Below are 18,140 nucleotides of genomic sequence, written 5' to 3' on the forward strand. Positions count from 1 at the left end.
AATGCTATCCTTTGAGCGTATCCATCTCATCTACATGAACTGTCGGGCGATTACGGTACAAAGCAATCAAAATTGCAAGACCTACCGCTGCCTCCGCTGCCGCTACAGACATCGTAAACAGCGAAAAAATTTGTCCTGTTAAATTCGGAAACAAGCCTAATTTACTAAACGCTACTAAATTTAAATTGGCCGCGTTTAGCATCAATTCGATACAAACTAATACAATTACTGTATTTCGCTTTGTTAAAGCTCCAAATAAGCCGATGCAAAACAAAATAATCGCAAGTGTTAAATACGCAGAAGCTGGAACGCTACTCATGGGGAATCCTCCTCTCCCTCATCCTTCTTCGCAAGGATAATCGCTCCTACAAGTGCTACAAGTAAAAGAACTGAGGTTAACTCAAATGGAATAATATATTTTGAATAGAGAAGTGTACCGATTTGAAGTGTGTTGTTTTCATGGAGAGGTAAACTTCCTTGTGTGCTTTGATTTGAAAAATCGATACTATTAACAGCGAAATACATAACTGCTCCAAATGCTACAACCGCAAAGAAGATAATCCATTTTCGAAGAGTAAGGCGCGATTCATTTTCCGCGTTATGTTTCGTTAACATAATGCCAAAAATCATAATAATAGTGATCGCACCAGAGTAAAGTAAAATTTGTGCAACTCCGATAAATTCGGCTGATAAGAGAAAGTACAAACCCGCAATGCTAAGGAACGTAAGCACAAGGGCCAGCATCATATGCATTACTTTCGTTAAATTCAGCATAAGAACGCCGCCGATAATCGCAGACAAGGATAATATAAAGAAAGCTACAAACTCGCCATTCATGCTTTATTCTCCTTCCTGACGTTCTCGTCGTTCTCGTCAAGCCACTGCAAATTTTTAAATAAATCATCACGTGAATACTCTGCGAGTTCAAAGTTATTTGTCATTACAATCGCCTCTGTCGGGCAAACTTCTGTACATAAATCGCAAAGAATACAAATTTCAAAATTAATATCATACGTGTCGATAATTTTTCCTTTTTTTGTAGGATCAGGATGTTTTTTTCCTGTTAATTGAATGCAATCTGTCGGACAAATGTTGGAACACTGATTACAAACAATACATTTCTCTGGATAAAACTTTTGAATACCTCGAAAGCGGTCTGGTAATGGCAACGGTTGATTTGGATAATCATACGTCACCTTTTTCTTACTCAAATTACTAAGCGTATATTTTAACCCTTTAAATAGTCCTTTCATCTCTTGCTGGCACCCCCTTCATAGATTAGAAGAATAGCTCCTTAATCAATGCCGTTAAGAAAATATTTGCAAGCGCGATCGGTAATAATACTTTCCATCCAAACTCCATTAACTGGTCACCTCTTATACGTGGGAACGTAACGCGGAACCAAATCAATAGAAAGACCACACTGCTGAATTTCAAAGCAAACCATACGGCTCCTGGAATAAATCCAAGGAACATAACTGGATTCCATCCGCCTAAAAAGAGTACTGTAATTAAAGATGCCATTCCGAAGAAATATACATACTCTGAAAGCATGAAAAACGCCCAGCGAAACCCTGAGTATTCCGTATGGTATCCTGAAACAAGTTCTGACTCCGCTTCTGGTAAATCAAACGGCGTCCTATTTAACTCTGCAACTGCCGCGATTAAGAAAATGACGAAACCGATTGGCTGTGCGAAAATGTACCATACCTTCTCCTGCGCCGCTACAATTTCATTCAAGTTAAGACTACCAGCTAACAAAACGACACCAATTACACTCATCACAAGTGGAATCTCATAAGAAATCATTTGTGCCGCCGCTCGCATCCCTCCTAAAAGGGAATACTTATTATTTGATGCCCATCCCCCGGTCACAACTCCGATCGTCGTAATCCCAGAAACAGCAATGTAATACAGTAACCCTACGCCAATATCCGCGAACTGAAATTTATCAGTAAACGGGATAACCGCAAGCACCATAAACGCTGGTGCGAATGCAATAACAGGCGCTAATATAAACAACGGTTTATCAGCAGCTTTCGGAATGCTATCTTCTTTTAATAACAGTTTCAAAACATCAGCTACCGTTTGGAGTAAACCGAACCGGCCCCCAACTTGGTTTGGCCCAATCCGTCCTTGCATAAATCCCATCACTTTCCGTTCTGCCAAAATACCGTATGTAACGAAGCCAAGGACTGCAAATAATAGAAGCACCGCTAACCCGAAAAAAATGAAGAAATTCGTCCAGCTTGAAGGTGATTGTAAGAGCGTCTCAATCATTAGCCGTCAACCTCCCCAAGTACAATATCAACCCCACCTAAAATCGTAATTAAATTGGCGATATTTTCACCTTTCAATAATTTCGGTAGGATTTGCAAATTATAAAAAGACGGTCTACGAAATTTCAAACGGTACGGCTCTTTCTTTCCATCACTAGCAATATAACAGCCAATCTCTCCACGCGGTGACTCTATACGGACGAACGCTTCTCCCTTAGGTGCCTTAATAATTTTCGGGACTTTCGCCAGCACAGCGCCGTCTTTCGGGAACTGCTCGGCTGCTTGCTCAATAATTTTCAATGACTCCTCAATTTCCTCCATCCGGCAAACGTAGCGATCCCAAGCATCTCCCACGCTCCCAACAGGAACATCAAAGTCAAAACGATCATAAATAGAATACGGCTCATCTTTACGAAGATCCCATTTTACCCCCGTGCACCGTAAATTCGCTCCGCTTAAAGAATATGAAATCGCCTCTTCCGCGTTATATATACCAACGCCTTTCACACGATTTAAGAAAATTTCATTTCCGCTAACGAGATCGTGGTAACCTGCCAATTGCTCTCTCATATATGGAACAAACTCTTTCACCTTTTCAATCCAGCCGTCTGGCGCATCCCACTTCACGCCGCCAACTCTCATATAGTTAAAAGTAAGCCTTGCACCGCACAATTCAGTTAATAAATTTATAATCATCTCTCGTTCACGAAAGGCGTATAGAAACGGGCTAACCGCTCCTATATCAAGCAAGTTCGTTCCCCACCAGACGAGATGGCTCGCAACTCTCCCAAGCTCCATCGCAAGCACCCGTAAATATTCAGCACGCTCTGGAATCTCAAGATCCATCATCGTCTCTACAGCATGGCAAAGGACGTAATTATTCGTCATCGCTGATAGATAGTCCATTCGATCTGTATACGGGATAATTTGCGTATATTGTAAGCTCTCAGCGATCTTTTCTGTTCCGCGATGCAAATATCCGATAACCGGTGTAGCCTCTTTAATAATTTCCCCGTCAATCTTAATTACAAGCCGAAACACACCATGTGTACTCGGGTGCTGCGGTCCTACATTTAAGAGCATCTCTTCCGTACGGATCACAAGCTACACCTCCACATCATACGGTTCATAATCTTTCCTAAGCGGATACCCTACCCAATCATCTGGCATTAAAATGCGAGATAAATTAGGATGACCTTCAAATACAATACCGAGCAAATCATACGCTTCACGCTCCGGCCAATCTGCCCCTTTCCAAAGCGGCGTCACCGATTCTACTTGCGGCGCTTCCCTATCCAGCTTTACCTTCACTGCTACTGACTGTTTCTTTCCATATGAAAATAAATGAACATACACTTCCATATGTGTCACAAAATCCGTCGCATGTAGCTCTGACATATAATCAAAAGCAAGTCCCTCATGGGATCGTAGCAATTCCATCACTTCATAATATTTTGAAGGCTCCACCACAAGCGTTGGAACATCTTTTGAAAGCTTATTAATATAGGAATCTACTAATGCATATTCCCCTATCTTCTCCTTAACAATCTCCACATAGCGATTTAAATATGGTTGGTTAACTGATGGTTCTTCCTGCTGCGGTTCATCTTCTATCTTATTTACAGCTCCCTTTGCCCTTGCCGCAGCAGCGGCTTTCGCTTTCGCGGCTGCAATTGCTTTTGCTTTCTCATCTCCAGAATCCCCATCACCTTGCGAGGATTTCACTTTCGCCAACGCTGCCGCTTTTGCTTTTGCAACTGCTACAGCCTTTGCCTTCGCTTTTGCTTTTTCTTCGTCCGTTACTTCTTCTATTCCTTCTCGCTTCTGCTTCGCTAGTGCCGCCGCTTTTGCTTTGGCTGCTGCTGCGGCTTTCGCCTTCGCTTTTGCTTTTTCTTCGTCCGTTACTTCTTCGTTTCCTTCTCGCTTCTGCTTCGCTAATGCCGCCGCTTTTGCTTTTGCGGCTGCTGCGGCTTTCGCCTTCGCTTTGACTTTTTCTTCGTCCGTTACTTCTTCGTTTCCTTCTCGCTTCTGCTTCGCTAGTGCCGCTACTTTCGCTTTGGCTGCTGCTGCGGCTTTCGCCTTCGCTTCTTCTACATTAAACCCCTTATCTTTTGGTAGCGCTTTCTCGTTTTCTCGATGTTCTTCAAGTTTAGACATTTCCGCCTCATGTTTCGCAGCAAGACGTTTTCGCGCTTCCTCTTTCGCATGACGGGCTGCTTCTCTTTTCATGCTTTCTAAGTCTTTATTTGGATCACTCATTTATTCGTCACCTGCTTCCCGGTCCTTGCCTCGTAACGAATTTTTTCTTTTAATTTATTAATTCCATAAATTAAAGCAGCAGGATTTGGAGGGCATCCAGGAATATACACATCAACTGGTACAATTTGATCTACACCTTTCACAACAGCATACGAATTCACATACGGACCACCGGCTGTTGCACAAGACCCCATCGCAATTACCCACTTTGGTTCAGGCATTTGATCATATAAGCGCCGAACAATAGGCGCCATTTTCTTCGTTACCGTTCCTGACACAATCATGACATCCGATTGTCTTGGTGAAGTCCGAAAAAATGACCCAAATCGATCTAAATCGTAATGTGATGAGCCTACTCCCATCATTTCAATCGCACAGCATGCCAGTCCAAATGTCATCGGCCATAAAGAGTTGCTCCGCGCCCATCCCTTCAACTGTTCCAATGTAGAAAAAAAGATATTTCTTTCTAATTCCGCTCGATCCCGCGGGTGTAATTCCTCAAAATTTATAACCATTGTAACACCTTCTTTTTCCAAGCATACGCTAATCCAACTAGCAACATCACAACAAAAATGAGCATTTCAATCAGTGCAAATAAACCCAGCTTGTCATATGCAACAGCCCATGGGTATAAAAATAAAGTTTCTACATCAAAGATGACGAACAATAAAGCGAAAATATAATAACGAGCATGAAACCGAATATTTGCATCATGAAAAGGCTCAATTCCACTCTCATACGTCGTCGCTTTCGCTGCACTCGGTTTATTTGGACGCAGCTTTTTTCCTAATGTAAGAGCCACTACCGGCAGCAATATACCTAATAGCAAGAAAATCAAAACGATCATATAACTATTTTCATATACACTTGCCATTGTGAAACCCTCCCCCCTGAATTAAGAACAAGTTCACATAGTAAACAATATGTCTTACTTGCATTATTTATTATTTTTAAATTTTTCTAAATAATACAACTATTTAGTCCATTATAGCAAACTTCAAATTCCTATGTCGATATATTGGGAACAGAAACAACAATTAATACTTACTGAGCAAATCTATTTTTACAACTCATAATAAATGTGTAAAATAAATATAGAAGTTCTATATGTTTTTCAAGCAATCCTAAAAAACATAAACTACAAAAAGGTGGTTCTTATGTATATACAGTGGGTGATATAAATGAAAAAACAAACACATGTAAGTATTCTAATAAGCTTTGCATTGTTGTATATAACTATTCATTACGTATCAATGCCCTTTTTATATGAATACGCACTTCCATTTCAAATATTAACTGGAATAAGTACCATATTAATTGATATTACAATTTGTAGTTATATATTTTACTTTTCCAATATGAAACAAGGGTTAGCTCGTTTATTTTGGATGATATTAACTATCGGATCTTTCTCTTATTTCATCGGCGATATAGTAGTTGCTTATCAACGCTTAATTTTGCATGACTACTATACATTCGTTGATCCATCAGACTTTTTTTACTTATTATTTTTAATTAGCTTTGCATTTGCCTTTCTATATGAAATTATTTATGGCCGAGACTTATTGGAGCAGCTTTTTACGATATGTGATATTTGTATTATTGTTACAGCTCAATTTACTTTAAGCTACTATTTGCTTATTGAAAGAACCATTCATATTTTTACAACATCATATATCGACATGTTTGTTCAACTCACGTATCCAATGGCTGATTTACTCTTTCTTTTAATAGGAATCAACCTCTTATTCAGGCCATTATTCTTACTACCAAAACAAGTTGGCGCTCTTCTTGGCAGCTCTTTAATTTTGTATGCTACTACGGATGCTATTTATGCTTATATCAAATACTTCCAGCCCGAGCACTCTATGTTCACAGTTGCTCCATTATATCAAGTAACCCTAGTATTAGTAGCAATCGCTTGTATACTTCACACACAAGAGCCTGAAAAACAAGAACAAGTATTACTAACACCTCAAGTGGGTGAATCAATCCGATTATCATTACCGTATATTTCTGTAGTGATGCTTATTGTTTTTATATTGGTCGAAAATGTTTTTGCACCTATCGTAGTAATTGGACTTATAGTAACTTTCGCCTTCGTTCTCATACGCCATACGTTAGTTCGAAGACAAAATAAAATATTATTGCTAGCACAAATGCAATTCAGCTTAGAACTCGAGAAACAAATCGAACTACGTACAGAAGATTTAGTAGAACAAAAAAATGAGTTATATCATAACCAACAAATGTTTAAATCTTTATACGAGCATCATCCAGATCCAATTTTCACATTAGATTTGTACGGTAATTTTCTCAATGTGAACAACGCTGGAACTACTTTACTCGGTTATCAAACGAATGAATTATTAAACCAACCATACTATTCACTTATGTATGAAGAAGATTTGGAAGAGATCATTAATGCCTTTCGTCACGTTAAAAAAGGGAAATCTATTTCTTTAGAAATACGGGCATATCATAAAAATAGAGATATTTACTACTTGCATGTTACAGCTGTTCCCATCTTTTTAAAGGAACATATTTCTGGGGCCTATTTAATGATTAAAGATATTACAGAAAGCAAGCATCAACAAGAACAAATTAATTTCCTAGCATATCACGATACTTTAACGGAACTTGCAAATCGCCGTTCATTTCATCAGCAGTTAGAAGAAGCACTTGCACGAGCAAAAATATCGAAAAGACCTTTTGCTGTTATGTTTCTAGACCTAGATCGCTTTAAAGTTATTAATGATACACTCGGTCACCGGGTAGGAGATCTCTTATTAATTGCAGTAGCAAAAAGGCTCGAACGAATATCAACACAGAATATGAAACTTGCTCGATTAGCTGGGGATGAGTTCACAATCCTTATCGAAAATTATCAAAAGAGGACAGATGTAAAAAGGATAGCTGATATGATTGTAGTAGCCATGAACGAACCATTCGAAATCGAAAATCAACATTTACGAATCTCACCGAGTATCGGGATTGCCATATACCCTGAAGCAGGAGAAGACCCACTGTCTATTTTACAACATGCCGATATGGCCATGTATGAGGCAAAAAATAAAGGGAAAAATCGTAGCTCTCTTTACACGAAAGAACTATACAAGAAAATGGAACGTAAAGCTCGAATCGAAAAAGATTTGCCACTCGCTTTAGTAAACAACGAATTTTATCTCGTCTATCAACCACAAATTGATACGACAACAAATAAAATTATCGGTGCTGAAGCATTAATACGTTGGAAACATCCACTATTAGGTGACATTTCACCATGTGAGTTCATTCCAATTGTGGAAGAGACTCCGCAGGTCATCCCACTTGGACATTGGGTGCTACAAGAATCTTGTCGTCAACTAAAAATATGGCAAAGTTTTGGATACACAAACTTAAAAATGAGTGTCAATTTATCAGCGAAAGAATTTACACAAAATCAATTCATCGAAAATATTTCACGAATACTAAAGGACGTAAAGATTGACCCGAAAGATGTAACACTTGAACTAACAGAACGAATTGCGATGATTGATGAAAAGGAAACATTATCGAGACTAAAGCAATTAAAAGAATATGGTATTCAAACGTCCCTTGATGACTTCGGTACCGGCTACTCTTCTCTTGCTTATTTATCAATTTTCCCTATCGATACATTAAAGGTACCAAAAGAATTTACACAACTAGCCGATCATCGACCTGAAGAGAGAGCCATCGTTTCCACTATCCTTTCTCTTGCAAATACTTTAAATCTCTCTGTCGTTGCTGAAGGAATTGAAACAGAAAAACAGCTTAAGTTTCTGCAAAAAAACAACTGTAAATACATGCAAGGTTACTATTTCAGTAAACCTCTAACAAGTAAACAGTTTATAAAATTTTTACAAAAAACACCCAGTATGAACCAATAGTTCACACTGGGTGTTTTTTTAAAGTGTTGGAATTTTTTTTTCGTAATATTCCTCTGCAATCTCTTCGTAAAAAGCTGCTGCCGTTGTATAAAAATATGGAATCAACCATAAAAATCCAATCCCTAATGTAATACAACTTAATATAAACCAACCAATAAAACTTAAACATAAAATGAAATACTCCATCTTATGTCCAGCCATCATACGACGACTTTCTGTAATAGCTTGATTTATTGAATACTCAGGATGATCATTTATAATAAAATACGTCATCGCATAAGAAAATGATTTAATAATGCCTGGAATAATAAATAGTAAGCACCATAAGAAAATATAAATGTTTACTACTATATATAATAAAAATGATTTTATAAACTTACTTCCTGCTGTAAACCATCTGAATATATGCCCAATACGCGCTTCTTTTTCACGAATTATATGTAGCGCTAAACAATAACCCCCTAGCGTTAAAGGCCCCAACAGCAATATTGTAATAACCTCTATTGAAAGTGAGCTATTCACTTCTTTCCACTCCCAAACCTGAGAGAGAATGAACTGAATACTAAAACTAAAAACTGAAGTAAGAATCGAAATAAGTAATGTTGCCCCAACAGCTAAGCCCCATTTTCCTTCTAGTGAATCTAGCGCTTCTCCTTTTAAATCACTAATCATAATTAGCCTCCTATACGTAACAATTCCATTAGTATAGCATGTTCCTACTGCAATTCACCTTTTGCAATATAGCGATAAAAATGTGCTGTCGTTGTACCTACATATGGACTAAGCCAAAGAAACCCTATTCCAAGAGTAAGAATCGCTAAAATAGCCCACCCTATGAAGCTAAGCCATAGAAGAAATAAATCTAGTTTATGTCCCTTCATAAGATTCTTACTTTCTTTCATCGCCTGTGAAACGCTATAATCTGGATTTTCAATCATCACATAATACGTCATCGCATAAGAAAAATACATTACAATCATGCCGACAATTGAAATAGCTAATAATACGAAGAAAGCAATTGCAAACGACGTATTCCCTTCTTCACCCAAAAACGCGAATAAACCTAGTAACAACATCGGAATCCATGTACCTGTATATAACAAAATCGCAAGCATTGCCCACATTGTTTTCATCATTCTTTTAAAGCCGCGAAATCCTTCAAATAAATAATCTACTCTAGCATCTTCTCGTTTACTAATTTGTAGCAACACATTCGTATAACCGTACGATGTAATACCATAAGATGCATTACTCAAAATGATCATTATGCAATAAAAGATCCCAAATGTAACACCTGCTCCGATTGATATTGTTTCCTCTTCAAGTGAGCCTGTTAAACCAGCAAATAAGAAAAATATAATAAGTCCTGGAATTAAAAGTATAAGCATTGCAGCCATTGAAACAACATAACTTAAAATAAAATATAAAATCGTTGATCCAACACCTAGTCCCCATTTTCCCTTTAAAGAGTGCGACGCTTCTCGTTTCATTTCACCGATCATTGATTCATCTCCTTTATGAAATATAAATTGTTGTACATTCTCTACTTATACAAACATCAATATAATTATACCGATTTTTCAAATTTATTCCATCCATTAAATTCAGTTCCAGTTTCGACATTTAAATAAAACACAGCTATGCATAACAAATAACTAACCTGCAGTTCTTTTTATTTCTTGATTTTTACCTGGCATGGGGCAGAAAAAAGCCCTGACCGCTTCTATGCATGGCTAGATGCTCTCTCCTACCTAAAAAAGGCGTTTTTTCCTCTTTTAATTTATATCCATAACAAAAAATCCGTAAAGGCAAGAGCCCTTACGGATTTTTTTACTTCATATCAGAAACGTTTAAACGGTTCACAGCACGCTGTAATGCCATTTCTGCACGTCTAAAGTCAACATGTGCTTGTTTCTCTTGCATACGTTGCTCAGCGCGACGTTTCGATTCATTTGCACGATGGATGTCGATATGGTTTGCTTCTTCAGCAGATGATGATAATACAGTTACTTTATCTGGACGAACTTCGATAAAGCCACCGCTTACTGCTACATAATCAGTGTGCCCATCATGTTTCAGACGAACTGCACTAATTTTTAACGGTGCAACAGTTGGAATGTGACCTGGTAAGATCCCCATTTCCCCACTCTCTGCTTTTACACTTACCATTTCTACTTCTTTTTCGTAAACCGGTCCATCAGGAGTTACAATACTGACTGGAAATGTCTTCATAATTCGTCCCTCCTAAGGCCTTACGCCATCATTTTCTTCGCGTTTTCAATAACATCTTCAATGCTACCAACAAGACGGAATGCATCTTCTGGAAGGTCATCATATTTTCCTTCTAGAATTTCTTTGAAACCACTAACTGTATTTTTTACAGGTACGTAAGAACCTTTTTGACCTGTAAACTGCTCAGCTACGTGGAAGTTTTGAGATAAGAAGAATTGAATACGACGAGCACGATGTACAACTAACTTATCTTCTTCAGATAACTCATCCATACCTAAGATAGCGATGATATCTTGAAGCTCTTTATAACGTTGTAAGGTTTGCTGTACTTGACGAGCTACTCCATAATGCTCTTCTCCTACGATTTCTGGAGAAAGTGCACGAGATGTAGATGCTAATGGATCTACGGCTGGGTAAATACCCATTTGTGTTAAACGACGCTCTAAGTTTGTTGTTGCATCTAAGTGAGCGAACGTTGTAGCTGGTGCTGGATCCGTATAGTCATCGGCTGGTACATATACCGCTTGGATAGACGTGATAGATCCTTTATTTGTAGATGTAATACGCTCTTGTAATTGACCCATTTCTGTTGCAAGTGTTGGTTGGTAACCTACCGCAGATGGCATACGACCAAGAAGGGCAGATACTTCAGAACCTGCTTGCGTGAAACGGAAGATGTTATCGATGAACAATAGTACGTCTTGTCCTTGCTCATCACGGAAATGTTCAGCCATTGTTAAGCCTGTTAATGCAACACGTTGACGTGCTCCAGGTGGCTCGTTCATTTGTCCGAATACCATCGCAGTTTTCTTAATTACGCCAGAATCGCTCATTTCGTGGTATAAGTCATTACCCTCACGAGTACGCTCACCTACACCAGCGAATACAGAGATACCACCGTGTTCTTGTGCGATGTTGTTAATTAATTCCTGAATTAATACTGTTTTACCTACACCGGCACCACCGAATAGACCGATCTTACCACCCTTAATGTAAGGGGCAAGTAAATCTACTACTTTAATACCAGTTTCAAGAATTTCTACTTTAGTAGATAACTCTTCGAATGCAGGCGCTTGACGGTGAATTGGATCACGACGTACATCGGCAGGAACTTCACCATCTAAGTCAATTGCATCACCTAATACGTTAAATACACGACCAAGTGTTGCATCACCAACTGGTACAGAGATTGCTTTACCAGTATCTTCTACTTCTGTGCCACGAACAAGTCCATCTGTGGAAGACATCGCAACTGTACGAACTGTGTCATCACCTAAATGAAGTGCAACTTCAAATGTTAAGTTAATGCTTGCTCCGTTTTCGTTGCTTTGTTTTACCGTAAGGGCGTTGTAGATTTCTGGTAGCTTTCCGCCATCAAACTTAACGTCTACAACCGGACCCATGATTTGCGTAACGCGCCCTTTATTCATCGGGTTCCCTCCTAGCTTTCTTTTAATTAGCCAGCTTTCTAAGAGAAGTCGGCTTTTGATTTTTATTAGTTTATAGCTTACGCGACTCTCCTGTTTTGGACGAGCCGCCTACGCTTTTTATTGAATCTAGCTCCAGCGGTTAGAATGTTCGGTGGCTTCGCTTTTTCCTGCGAGGCACAAATCGCCTCTACGTCAAAAGCTCCATCCCCCTCTCATTCTGAACGAACCGCCTACGCTTTTTATTACTATTCTAACGCTGCTACTCCACCAACGATTTCCGTAATTTCTTGCGTAATCGCTGCTTGACGTGCACGGTTGAATGAAAGTGTAAGTGAATCGATAACTTCCATTGCGTTGTCTGTAGCACTCTTCATTGCTGTCATACGCGCCGCGTGCTCACTTGCTTTACCGTCTAGTAATGCACCGTACACTAAGCTTTCTGCGTATTGTGGCAATAATACTTTTAAAATTTCTTCTTCAGAAGGTTCGAATTCATAAGCTGTCGTCGGTTTGTCAGACGCCACATCCGTAAGCGGTAAAATTTTATTCTCCGTTACTTCTTGTGAAATTTTACTTACATAATGATTGTAGTAAATGTACAGCTCATCATAAGCACCATCTGCGAACATCGCAATTGCTCGAGAAGCAATATCTTTAATATCAATAAATGATGGGTGGTCAGATAATCCAACTACTTCATCAATGATGTTAAAGCCGCGACGTTTTAAATAATCACGTCCTAGTCGTCCAAGCACAATAATTGAATATTGGTTTGAATCCATATTATGACGTTCACGAATTACGTTACTTACTGTACGTAATACGTTACTGTTATAACCACCTGCTAGTCCGCGATCAGATGTAATAACGATGTATCCTGTACGCTTTACAGGACGCGCATTTAGCATTGGATGATTAATCCCTTTACTTCCTTGCGCAATGCTCGCTACTACTTCTTGAATCTTTTCCATATACGGAACGAAAGATTTAGCATTTTGCTCTGCACGGTTTAACTTAGATGCAGATACCATCTCCATCGCTTTCGTAATTTGACTCGTTTTCTTTGTCGAGTTAATCTTCGCTTTTATATCGCGTAAAGATGCCACAGGTTTTCACCACCTTTTTTCCGGAAGTTGGCACGATTAGTAAGAATCCTCTTCCTAATCTACGTTGCAAGATATTCTTGCTCATGATTGAAGGAAAAGAATAGGTGCACCTACTCTTTTCCTTTACATAACCGTCAGCAATCTCAAAAGCTGAGATGCCTTTATATGATCTAGCTAAGCCACAGTCGACTTCACTTTTATTTATCTAGCTCCAGCGGCTTGAATGCTCGGTGGCTTCACTTCTTCCTACGAGGCAAAAACCGCCTCTTCGTCAGAAGCTCCATCCCCCTCACATTCAGGACGAGCCGCTTCCGCTTTTATTTATTATTCAGAAGCTACGAATACTTTTTTAAATCCGTTAATTGCTGCTGCAAATTTGTCGTCATCCGCAAGTTTCTTAGTTGTGCGAATTTCGCTTAATAAGTCAGCTGCATTTGAATCTAACCAAGCATGGAATTCTTCTTCGAAACGAGTGATATCTACTACTGGGATATCATCTAGGAATCCACGTGTTAAAGCGTAAAGAATGATAACTTGTTTCTCTACACGTAACGGTTTGTGTAATCCTTGTTTTAATACCTCAACTGTACGAGCACCACGGTTTAATTTCGCTTGTGTTGCTTTATCAAGGTCAGAACCGAACTGAGCGAACGCTTCTAACTCTCGGTAAGATGCAAGGTCAAGACGAAGTGTACCTGATACTTTACTCATTGCTTTAATCTGAGCAGATCCACCTACACGAGATACAGAAGTACCCGCATCGATCGCTGGACGTACGCCAGAGAAGAATAGGTCAGATTGTAAGAAGATTTGTCCATCCGTAATAGAGATTACGTTGGTTGGGATGTAAGCTGATACGTCCCCTGCTTGTGTTTCGATGAAAGGTAGTGCAGTTAAAGAACCGCCGCCTCTTGCATCACTTAATTTTGCTGCACGCTCTAATAAACGAGAATGTAAGTAGAATACATCCCCTGGATATGCTTCACGACCTGGAGGACGACGTAATAGTAATGAAAGCTCACGGTAAGCCGCTGCTTGTTTAGATAAGTCATCATATACTACTAATACGTGTTTACCATTGTACATGAACTCTTCACCCATTGTTACACCAGCATAAGCAGCTAGGTATAATAATGGAGCTGGTTGAGAAGCTGATGCAGTTACAACGATTGTGTAATCTAATGCACCGTGCTTACGTAGTGTTTCTACTACGTTACGTACAGTTGATTCTTTTTGTCCGATAGCTACATAGATACAAACCATATCTTCATCTTTTTGGTTAATGATTGTATCAAGTGCAACTGCTGTTTTACCTGTTTGACGGTCACCGATGATTAACTCACGTTGACCACGGCCAATTGGTACAAGAGCATCGATCGCTTTAATACCTGTTTGAAGTGGCTCATGAACAGATTTACGATCCATTACACCTGGTGCTGGACTTTCGATTGGACGAGTGTTTGTTGTATTGATTGGGCCTAAACCATCAACTGGTTGACCTAATGGGTTTACAACACGACCGATTAGTTCTTTTCCTACTGGTACTTGCATGATGCGACCAGTACGACGAACTTCGTCACCTTCACGGATTTCTGTGTAAGGTCCTAAGATAATGATACCTACGTTGTTTTCCTCTAAGTTTTGTGCTAGTCCCATAACGCCGTTAGAGAACTCTACAAGTTCACCAGCCATAACGTTATCAAGACCATGAGCACGCGCAATACCGTCACCAACTTGGATAACTGTACCAACATCACTAACTTCGATTTCAGACTGATAGTTCTCGATTTGTTGCTTTATCAGTGCGCTAATTTCTTCAGCTCTGATGCTCATGTGCTTCACCCCTATCTATTCTTCATTAATTCACGCTGAATACGTGCTAATTTTCCTTGTAAGCTTCCGTCGTAAATGCGATTTCCAATACGTACTTTAATGCCGCCTAGTAAATCTTCATCTACAACATTTTTCACGCGAATTGCATCTTTTCCTGTTTTTTTTGCAAATGCTTCTGCAATGTTAAGTTTTTCGTCTTCTGATAGAAGACGAATAGAATATACAGTTGCATCCGCTACGTTACGTTCTTCATTAGCAAGAACAACATATTCATCTGCAATTTCAGGTAGGATATCAATACGCTTGTTATCAATTAAAATATATAACGTATTTAAAATAGATTCAGAAACAGATGCGAATACGTTTGCAAGAAACGTTTTCTTCTGCTCTTTTGAAATGTTCGGTTGCGTTAAAAAGCTATGTAGTTCTCCGTTCTTTACATAAACGTTTTGTACAAGGCGTAATTCCTCTTCAAACATTTCTAATACGTGTTTTTCTTTTGCAATTTTGAAAAGAGCGACAGCATAACGTTTTGCTACAATCCCATTGCTCATCGCGCTTCTCCTACTTCTTTAATATAATCGCGAATTAGCTTCACTTGATCTTCTTCTTTCAACTCTTTTTCAATTACTTTAGAAGCAATTTGAACAGATAAAGAAGCGACTTGTTCTTGTAAAGCAGCAATCGCTTGCTCTTTTTCGCGTTGAATTTCTTGTACAGCAGATGTTTTAATTGATTCTGCTTCTTCTTTCGCAGCAGCAACAATAACATCTTTTTGATCTACAGCTTGTTTTTTCGCTCTTTCGATTAACTCTTGTGCTTCAACACGCGATTGTTTTAACATTTCACGTTGTTCTTCTACTAACTTCTTCGCTTCAATGTTACTTCTTTCTGCAGCGTCGATTTCATTAGTAACATGCTCTTCACGTTCTTTCATAATTCCCATTAAAGGACCCCACGCAAATTTGCGTAGCATTACTAATAGAAGTAAGAAAATGAACAATGTATAAGCAATCGTTCCAAATGGAATGGAAGCACCTAATAATAAAGTTGGCACAAGGATTCACTCCCTTCAAAATATCTAAATTGATCCTATGAAAAAAAAAGACATACATTTCGTTCATAAAGCAATGGCGAAGAAAGTTCGGAAAAACACTCTTCGCCATCTATGTAAGGGGAGTCTCCCTTATTTGTTCATTACGATGAAAGCAATAACTACACCGATGATTGGAAGTGCCTCAACTAAAGCAACCCCGATGAACATAATTGTTTGAAGTGCGCCTTTTAATTCTGGTTGACGAGCAACACCTTCGATTGTACGTGATACGATAAGACCGTTACCAATACCTGCACCTAATGCTGATAAACCAATTGCAATTGCAGCTGCGATTACACCTAAACTCATTTAATTTGTCCTCCTTTGTATTATAAAAAAATAAATTTTTTCTTACTTAAATTATATTAATGGTCATGGCTTACTTTATGAGCCATATAAACCATCGTTAACATTACGAAAATAAATGACTGGATTGAACCAACGAATACGCTGAATCCCATCCATGCTAACATCGGTACAAGTGCACCTAATGCTCCAAAGACCGATGCTCCGCCTAACTTAGCAAGTAATCCTAATAAGATTTCACCTGCATAAATGTTACCAAATAAACGAAGACCTAACGTTAATGTGTTAGCAAACTCCTCAATAACCTTTAATGGGAATAAGAATTTCATAGGTTGGAAATAACCTTTAGCATATTCTTTCGTACCCTTCATCTTAATTCCATAATAATGGGTGAGGGTAACTACCATCACGGCTAATGTTAATGCAACTGCTGGATCAGACGTTGGTGATCTCCACCATGCAATATGTTCGCCAGCCTCAACTGTTGAATACATGAATGGTAAACCAAGGAAGTTCGATACGATGATAAACATGATAAGCGTAACGCCAAGCGTTAAGAAACGTCCACCTGTTTTCCAGTCCATCGTACTATTGATAATCCCTTTCACGAAGTCAAACACCCATTCCATGAAATTTTGCATTCCGGTTGGGCGAAGCGCTAAGCTGCGAGTTCCGATAACAGCGATTAAGAAAACAATAACTGCTGCTACAGTAACCATCATAACTGATGACAAATCGAACGTTAAACCTAGAAATTCAACTAATTTACCGTGTTCCACTAGTAATTCACCTCTCTTCCCTGCTCGTATACTCTAAATAAAGAAAATCTATGATCATGACAAGGTATCCTGTCAGCAATCCTACACCTAAGCCCCACATCGCAATTAACTCTTGATATTTGGCTGCAAATAAAATTAATAACCCAATCGTGGCGAATCTTGAATATGTACTTACCGCTGTCGCCTTAAACTTCACGTTTTCTCCATTTGTTACGCGATCTAATAGCTTGTCTGTTCTACGTGCAATGATGCGCAAACTAAGAAAACTGAAAATCGTTCCGATAATCAGCCCAAGAAATACATCCTTGTAAGAGGTAATTCCCCATCCTAGCACTAGAAGCGCAAGCAAGTAGTACATATATTTCTTTTGTCTTTGGACAAGTCCATGTACGTCTATCATCATTGCTCTCCCGAATAGTAATGTTGAATGAGTCGAATCATTGCGTATACCCCTGTTCCTAACCCGAGTAATAACCCTATAATAAGAAACAACGGAAACGTTCCAACCTTATTATCAATCCATTGCCCACCAAAGATTCCAATAAGAATAGAACCAACTAACTGAGCAAGTATTCCTGACATTAAAGCATACGCTTTTATATGGCTGCGATCGTTTTTTTGCAAGGATTCATCCCTCCAATATGTAACCCTCATTCACGATGTGTTAATAATAACTCATTTTTCTGCATAAATTCTATACAAAATAAAAAGTTTACATTTTCGTCACGGAATAGATGCATTTTTGTCACTGAAAGCCCTACCATCTATCCCCGTTGTTAGCATACAATAGGGTATTAACAGTGTCAACGAGAAATCGTAAAAAATCAAAAAATTTGAGTATTAGGCATTTCCTCCCAAAAATGAAAACGTTCCCCTTCTAAATACTGGTTAGAGATATGCAATTTCTAA

Annotated in this window: 22 protein-coding genes; 1 reads left to right on the plus strand and 21 read right to left on the minus strand. The window is 38.8% G+C overall.

Annotated elements, in window-relative coordinates; all coding sequences use genetic code 11:
* Positions 1-4 precede the first annotated feature (4 nt).
* The 8 genes from nuoK to nuoA are packed head-to-tail and all read right to left on the minus strand — an operon-like array spanning position 5 to position 5,412.
* A complete protein-coding gene (gene nuoK, locus MHB76_RS25145) occupies positions 5-319 on the minus strand; it encodes an NADH-quinone oxidoreductase subunit NuoK (protein ID WP_000100081.1) in 315 nt (104 codons plus the stop codon).
* A complete protein-coding gene (locus tag MHB76_RS25150) occupies positions 316-837 on the minus strand; it encodes an NADH-quinone oxidoreductase subunit J (RefSeq protein ID WP_002159789.1) in 522 nt (173 codons plus the stop codon). The genes nuoK and MHB76_RS25150 overlap by 4 nt, the downstream gene beginning before the upstream one ends.
* Complete coding sequence (gene nuoI, locus MHB76_RS25155; RefSeq protein WP_000677191.1) at positions 834-1,253, minus strand: NADH-quinone oxidoreductase subunit NuoI; 420 nt, start codon at positions 1,251-1,253, stop codon at positions 834-836. Before nuoI ends, MHB76_RS25150 begins: the two co-directional genes overlap by 4 nt.
* 25 nt (positions 1,254-1,278) lie before the next feature.
* Positions 1,279-2,280, minus strand: a complete 1,002-nt coding sequence (gene nuoH / locus MHB76_RS25160) for an NADH-quinone oxidoreductase subunit NuoH (protein WP_002144750.1) — start codon at positions 2,278-2,280, stop codon at positions 1,279-1,281.
* The gene (gene nuoD, locus MHB76_RS25165; protein WP_070170719.1) at positions 2,280-3,380 is read right to left on the minus strand and encodes an NADH-quinone oxidoreductase subunit NuoD; all 1,101 of its coding nucleotides are present in this window, start codon (positions 3,378-3,380) and stop codon (positions 2,280-2,282) included. Before nuoD ends, nuoH begins: the two co-directional genes overlap by 1 nt.
* Before the next feature lie 3 nt (positions 3,381-3,383).
* The gene (locus MHB76_RS25170; RefSeq protein WP_340988014.1) at positions 3,384-4,538 is read right to left on the minus strand and encodes an NADH-quinone oxidoreductase subunit C; all 1,155 of its coding nucleotides are present in this window, start codon (positions 4,536-4,538) and stop codon (positions 3,384-3,386) included.
* Complete coding sequence (nuoB, locus tag MHB76_RS25175) at positions 4,535-5,053, minus strand: NADH-quinone oxidoreductase subunit NuoB (protein WP_002113032.1); 519 nt, start codon at positions 5,051-5,053, stop codon at positions 4,535-4,537. Before nuoB ends, MHB76_RS25170 begins: the two co-directional genes overlap by 4 nt.
* Positions 5,044-5,412 carry an NADH-quinone oxidoreductase subunit NuoA gene (gene nuoA / locus MHB76_RS25180; protein ID WP_340988016.1) on the minus strand — a complete coding sequence of 123 codons (369 nt, stop codon included), beginning with the start codon at positions 5,410-5,412 and terminating at the stop codon, positions 5,044-5,046. Before nuoA ends, nuoB begins: the two co-directional genes overlap by 10 nt.
* 307 nt (positions 5,413-5,719) lie before the next feature.
* On the opposite strand from nuoA, the gene MHB76_RS25185 reads away from it, so the two are divergent.
* Positions 5,720-8,449 (plus strand): putative bifunctional diguanylate cyclase/phosphodiesterase, encoded by a 2,730-nt coding sequence (locus MHB76_RS25185; protein WP_078174947.1) that lies wholly within the window; start codon positions 5,720-5,722, stop codon positions 8,447-8,449.
* 18 nt (positions 8,450-8,467) lie between these two features.
* Here MHB76_RS25185 and MHB76_RS25190 read toward each other — a convergent pair whose 3' ends face one another.
* The 13 genes from MHB76_RS25190 to MHB76_RS25250 form a co-directional block, all read right to left on the minus strand.
* Positions 8,468-9,121 carry a DUF975 family protein gene (locus MHB76_RS25190; RefSeq protein WP_078174948.1) on the minus strand — a complete coding sequence of 218 codons (654 nt, stop codon included), beginning with the start codon at positions 9,119-9,121 and terminating at the stop codon, positions 8,468-8,470.
* Positions 9,122-9,165: 44 nt separating this feature from the next.
* Positions 9,166-9,951 (minus strand): DUF975 family protein, encoded by a 786-nt coding sequence (locus MHB76_RS25195; RefSeq protein ID WP_340988019.1) that lies wholly within the window; start codon positions 9,949-9,951, stop codon positions 9,166-9,168.
* Positions 9,952-10,279: 328 nt separating this feature from the next.
* On the minus strand, positions 10,280-10,681 hold the full coding sequence (gene atpC, locus MHB76_RS25200; RefSeq protein WP_002113040.1) for a F0F1 ATP synthase subunit epsilon: 402 nt from the start codon (positions 10,679-10,681) through the stop codon (positions 10,280-10,282).
* Between the two features lie 20 nt (positions 10,682-10,701).
* A complete protein-coding gene (atpD, locus tag MHB76_RS25205) occupies positions 10,702-12,111 on the minus strand; it encodes a F0F1 ATP synthase subunit beta (RefSeq protein ID WP_002089736.1) in 1,410 nt (469 codons plus the stop codon).
* A 245-nt stretch (positions 12,112-12,356) separates the two neighbouring features.
* Complete coding sequence (gene atpG / locus MHB76_RS25210; RefSeq protein WP_002159783.1) at positions 12,357-13,217, minus strand: F0F1 ATP synthase subunit gamma; 861 nt, start codon at positions 13,215-13,217, stop codon at positions 12,357-12,359.
* 324 nt (positions 13,218-13,541) lie between these two features.
* The gene (gene atpA / locus MHB76_RS25215; RefSeq protein ID WP_002113043.1) at positions 13,542-15,050 is read right to left on the minus strand and encodes a F0F1 ATP synthase subunit alpha; all 1,509 of its coding nucleotides are present in this window, start codon (positions 15,048-15,050) and stop codon (positions 13,542-13,544) included.
* Between the two features lie 11 nt (positions 15,051-15,061).
* Positions 15,062-15,604 (minus strand): F0F1 ATP synthase subunit delta, encoded by a 543-nt coding sequence (atpH, locus tag MHB76_RS25220; RefSeq protein ID WP_002113044.1) that lies wholly within the window; start codon positions 15,602-15,604, stop codon positions 15,062-15,064.
* Entirely contained in the window at positions 15,601-16,107 is a 507-nt protein-coding gene (gene atpF, locus MHB76_RS25225; RefSeq protein WP_002144739.1) for a F0F1 ATP synthase subunit B, read from the minus strand. The genes atpH and atpF overlap by 4 nt, the downstream gene beginning before the upstream one ends.
* Before the next feature lie 129 nt (positions 16,108-16,236).
* On the minus strand, positions 16,237-16,455 hold the full coding sequence (gene atpE, locus MHB76_RS25230) for a F0F1 ATP synthase subunit C (protein ID WP_000052064.1): 219 nt from the start codon (positions 16,453-16,455) through the stop codon (positions 16,237-16,239).
* Between the two features lie 56 nt (positions 16,456-16,511).
* Positions 16,512-17,231, minus strand: a complete 720-nt coding sequence (gene atpB, locus MHB76_RS25235) for a F0F1 ATP synthase subunit A (RefSeq protein ID WP_002159782.1) — start codon at positions 17,229-17,231, stop codon at positions 16,512-16,514.
* A 7-nt stretch (positions 17,232-17,238) separates the two neighbouring features.
* A complete protein-coding gene (locus MHB76_RS25240) occupies positions 17,239-17,631 on the minus strand; it encodes an ATP synthase subunit I (RefSeq protein WP_002016288.1) in 393 nt (130 codons plus the stop codon).
* Positions 17,631-17,855 carry an AtpZ/AtpI family protein gene (locus tag MHB76_RS25245; protein WP_002089742.1) on the minus strand — a complete coding sequence of 75 codons (225 nt, stop codon included), beginning with the start codon at positions 17,853-17,855 and terminating at the stop codon, positions 17,631-17,633. The genes MHB76_RS25240 and MHB76_RS25245 overlap by 1 nt, the downstream gene beginning before the upstream one ends.
* Positions 17,856-17,881: 26 nt before the next feature.
* Complete coding sequence (locus MHB76_RS25250; protein ID WP_000232963.1) at positions 17,882-17,995, minus strand: DUF4024 domain-containing protein; 114 nt, start codon at positions 17,993-17,995, stop codon at positions 17,882-17,884.
* Positions 17,996-18,140 lie beyond the last annotated feature (145 nt).

Origin of the sequence: Bacillus sp. FSL M7-1345 (assembly GCF_038006985.1) — a bacterium.
GTDB lineage: Bacteria > Bacillota > Bacilli > Bacillales > Bacillaceae_G > Bacillus_A > Bacillus_A cereus_U.

Bases quoted from the DNA above. Each gene is read 5' to 3' on its own strand.
- atpA (WP_002113043.1), bottom strand. From the start codon at position 15,050: ATGAGCATCAGAGCTGAAGAAATTAGCGCACTGATAAAGCAACAAATC.
- nuoK (WP_000100081.1), bottom strand. From the start codon at position 319: ATGAGTAGCGTTCCAGCTTCTGCGTATTTAACACTTGCGATTATTTTG.
- atpD (WP_002089736.1), bottom strand. From the start codon at position 12,111: ATGAATAAAGGGCGCGTTACGCAAATCATGGGTCCGGTTGTAGACGTT.
- nuoH (WP_002144750.1), bottom strand. From the start codon at position 2,280: ATGATTGAGACGCTCTTACAATCACCTTCAAGCTGGACGAATTTCTTC.
- atpE (WP_000052064.1), bottom strand. From the start codon at position 16,455: ATGAGTTTAGGTGTAATCGCAGCTGCAATTGCAATTGGTTTATCAGCA.
- nuoB (WP_002113032.1), bottom strand. From the start codon at position 5,053: ATGGTTATAAATTTTGAGGAATTACACCCGCGGGATCGAGCGGAATTA.
- MHB76_RS25250 (WP_000232963.1), bottom strand. From the start codon at position 17,995: ATGGTAGGGCTTTCAGTGACAAAAATGCATCTATTCCGTGACGAAAAT.
- nuoA (WP_340988016.1), bottom strand. From the start codon at position 5,412: ATGGCAAGTGTATATGAAAATAGTTATATGATCGTTTTGATTTTCTTG.
- MHB76_RS25185 (WP_078174947.1), top strand. From the start codon at position 5,720: ATGAAAAAACAAACACATGTAAGTATTCTAATAAGCTTTGCATTGTTG.
- MHB76_RS25190 (WP_078174948.1), bottom strand. From the start codon at position 9,121: ATGATTAGTGATTTAAAAGGAGAAGCGCTAGATTCACTAGAAGGAAAA.
- nuoI (WP_000677191.1), bottom strand. From the start codon at position 1,253: ATGAAAGGACTATTTAAAGGGTTAAAATATACGCTTAGTAATTTGAGT.
- MHB76_RS25240 (WP_002016288.1), bottom strand. From the start codon at position 17,631: ATGATAGACGTACATGGACTTGTCCAAAGACAAAAGAAATATATGTAC.
- MHB76_RS25170 (WP_340988014.1), bottom strand. From the start codon at position 4,538: ATGAGTGATCCAAATAAAGACTTAGAAAGCATGAAAAGAGAAGCAGCC.
- MHB76_RS25195 (WP_340988019.1), bottom strand. From the start codon at position 9,951: ATGATCGGTGAAATGAAACGAGAAGCGTCGCACTCTTTAAAGGGAAAA.
- atpH (WP_002113044.1), bottom strand. From the start codon at position 15,604: ATGAGCAATGGGATTGTAGCAAAACGTTATGCTGTCGCTCTTTTCAAA.
- atpC (WP_002113040.1), bottom strand. From the start codon at position 10,681: ATGAAGACATTTCCAGTCAGTATTGTAACTCCTGATGGACCGGTTTAC.
- MHB76_RS25150 (WP_002159789.1), bottom strand. From the start codon at position 837: ATGAATGGCGAGTTTGTAGCTTTCTTTATATTATCCTTGTCTGCGATT.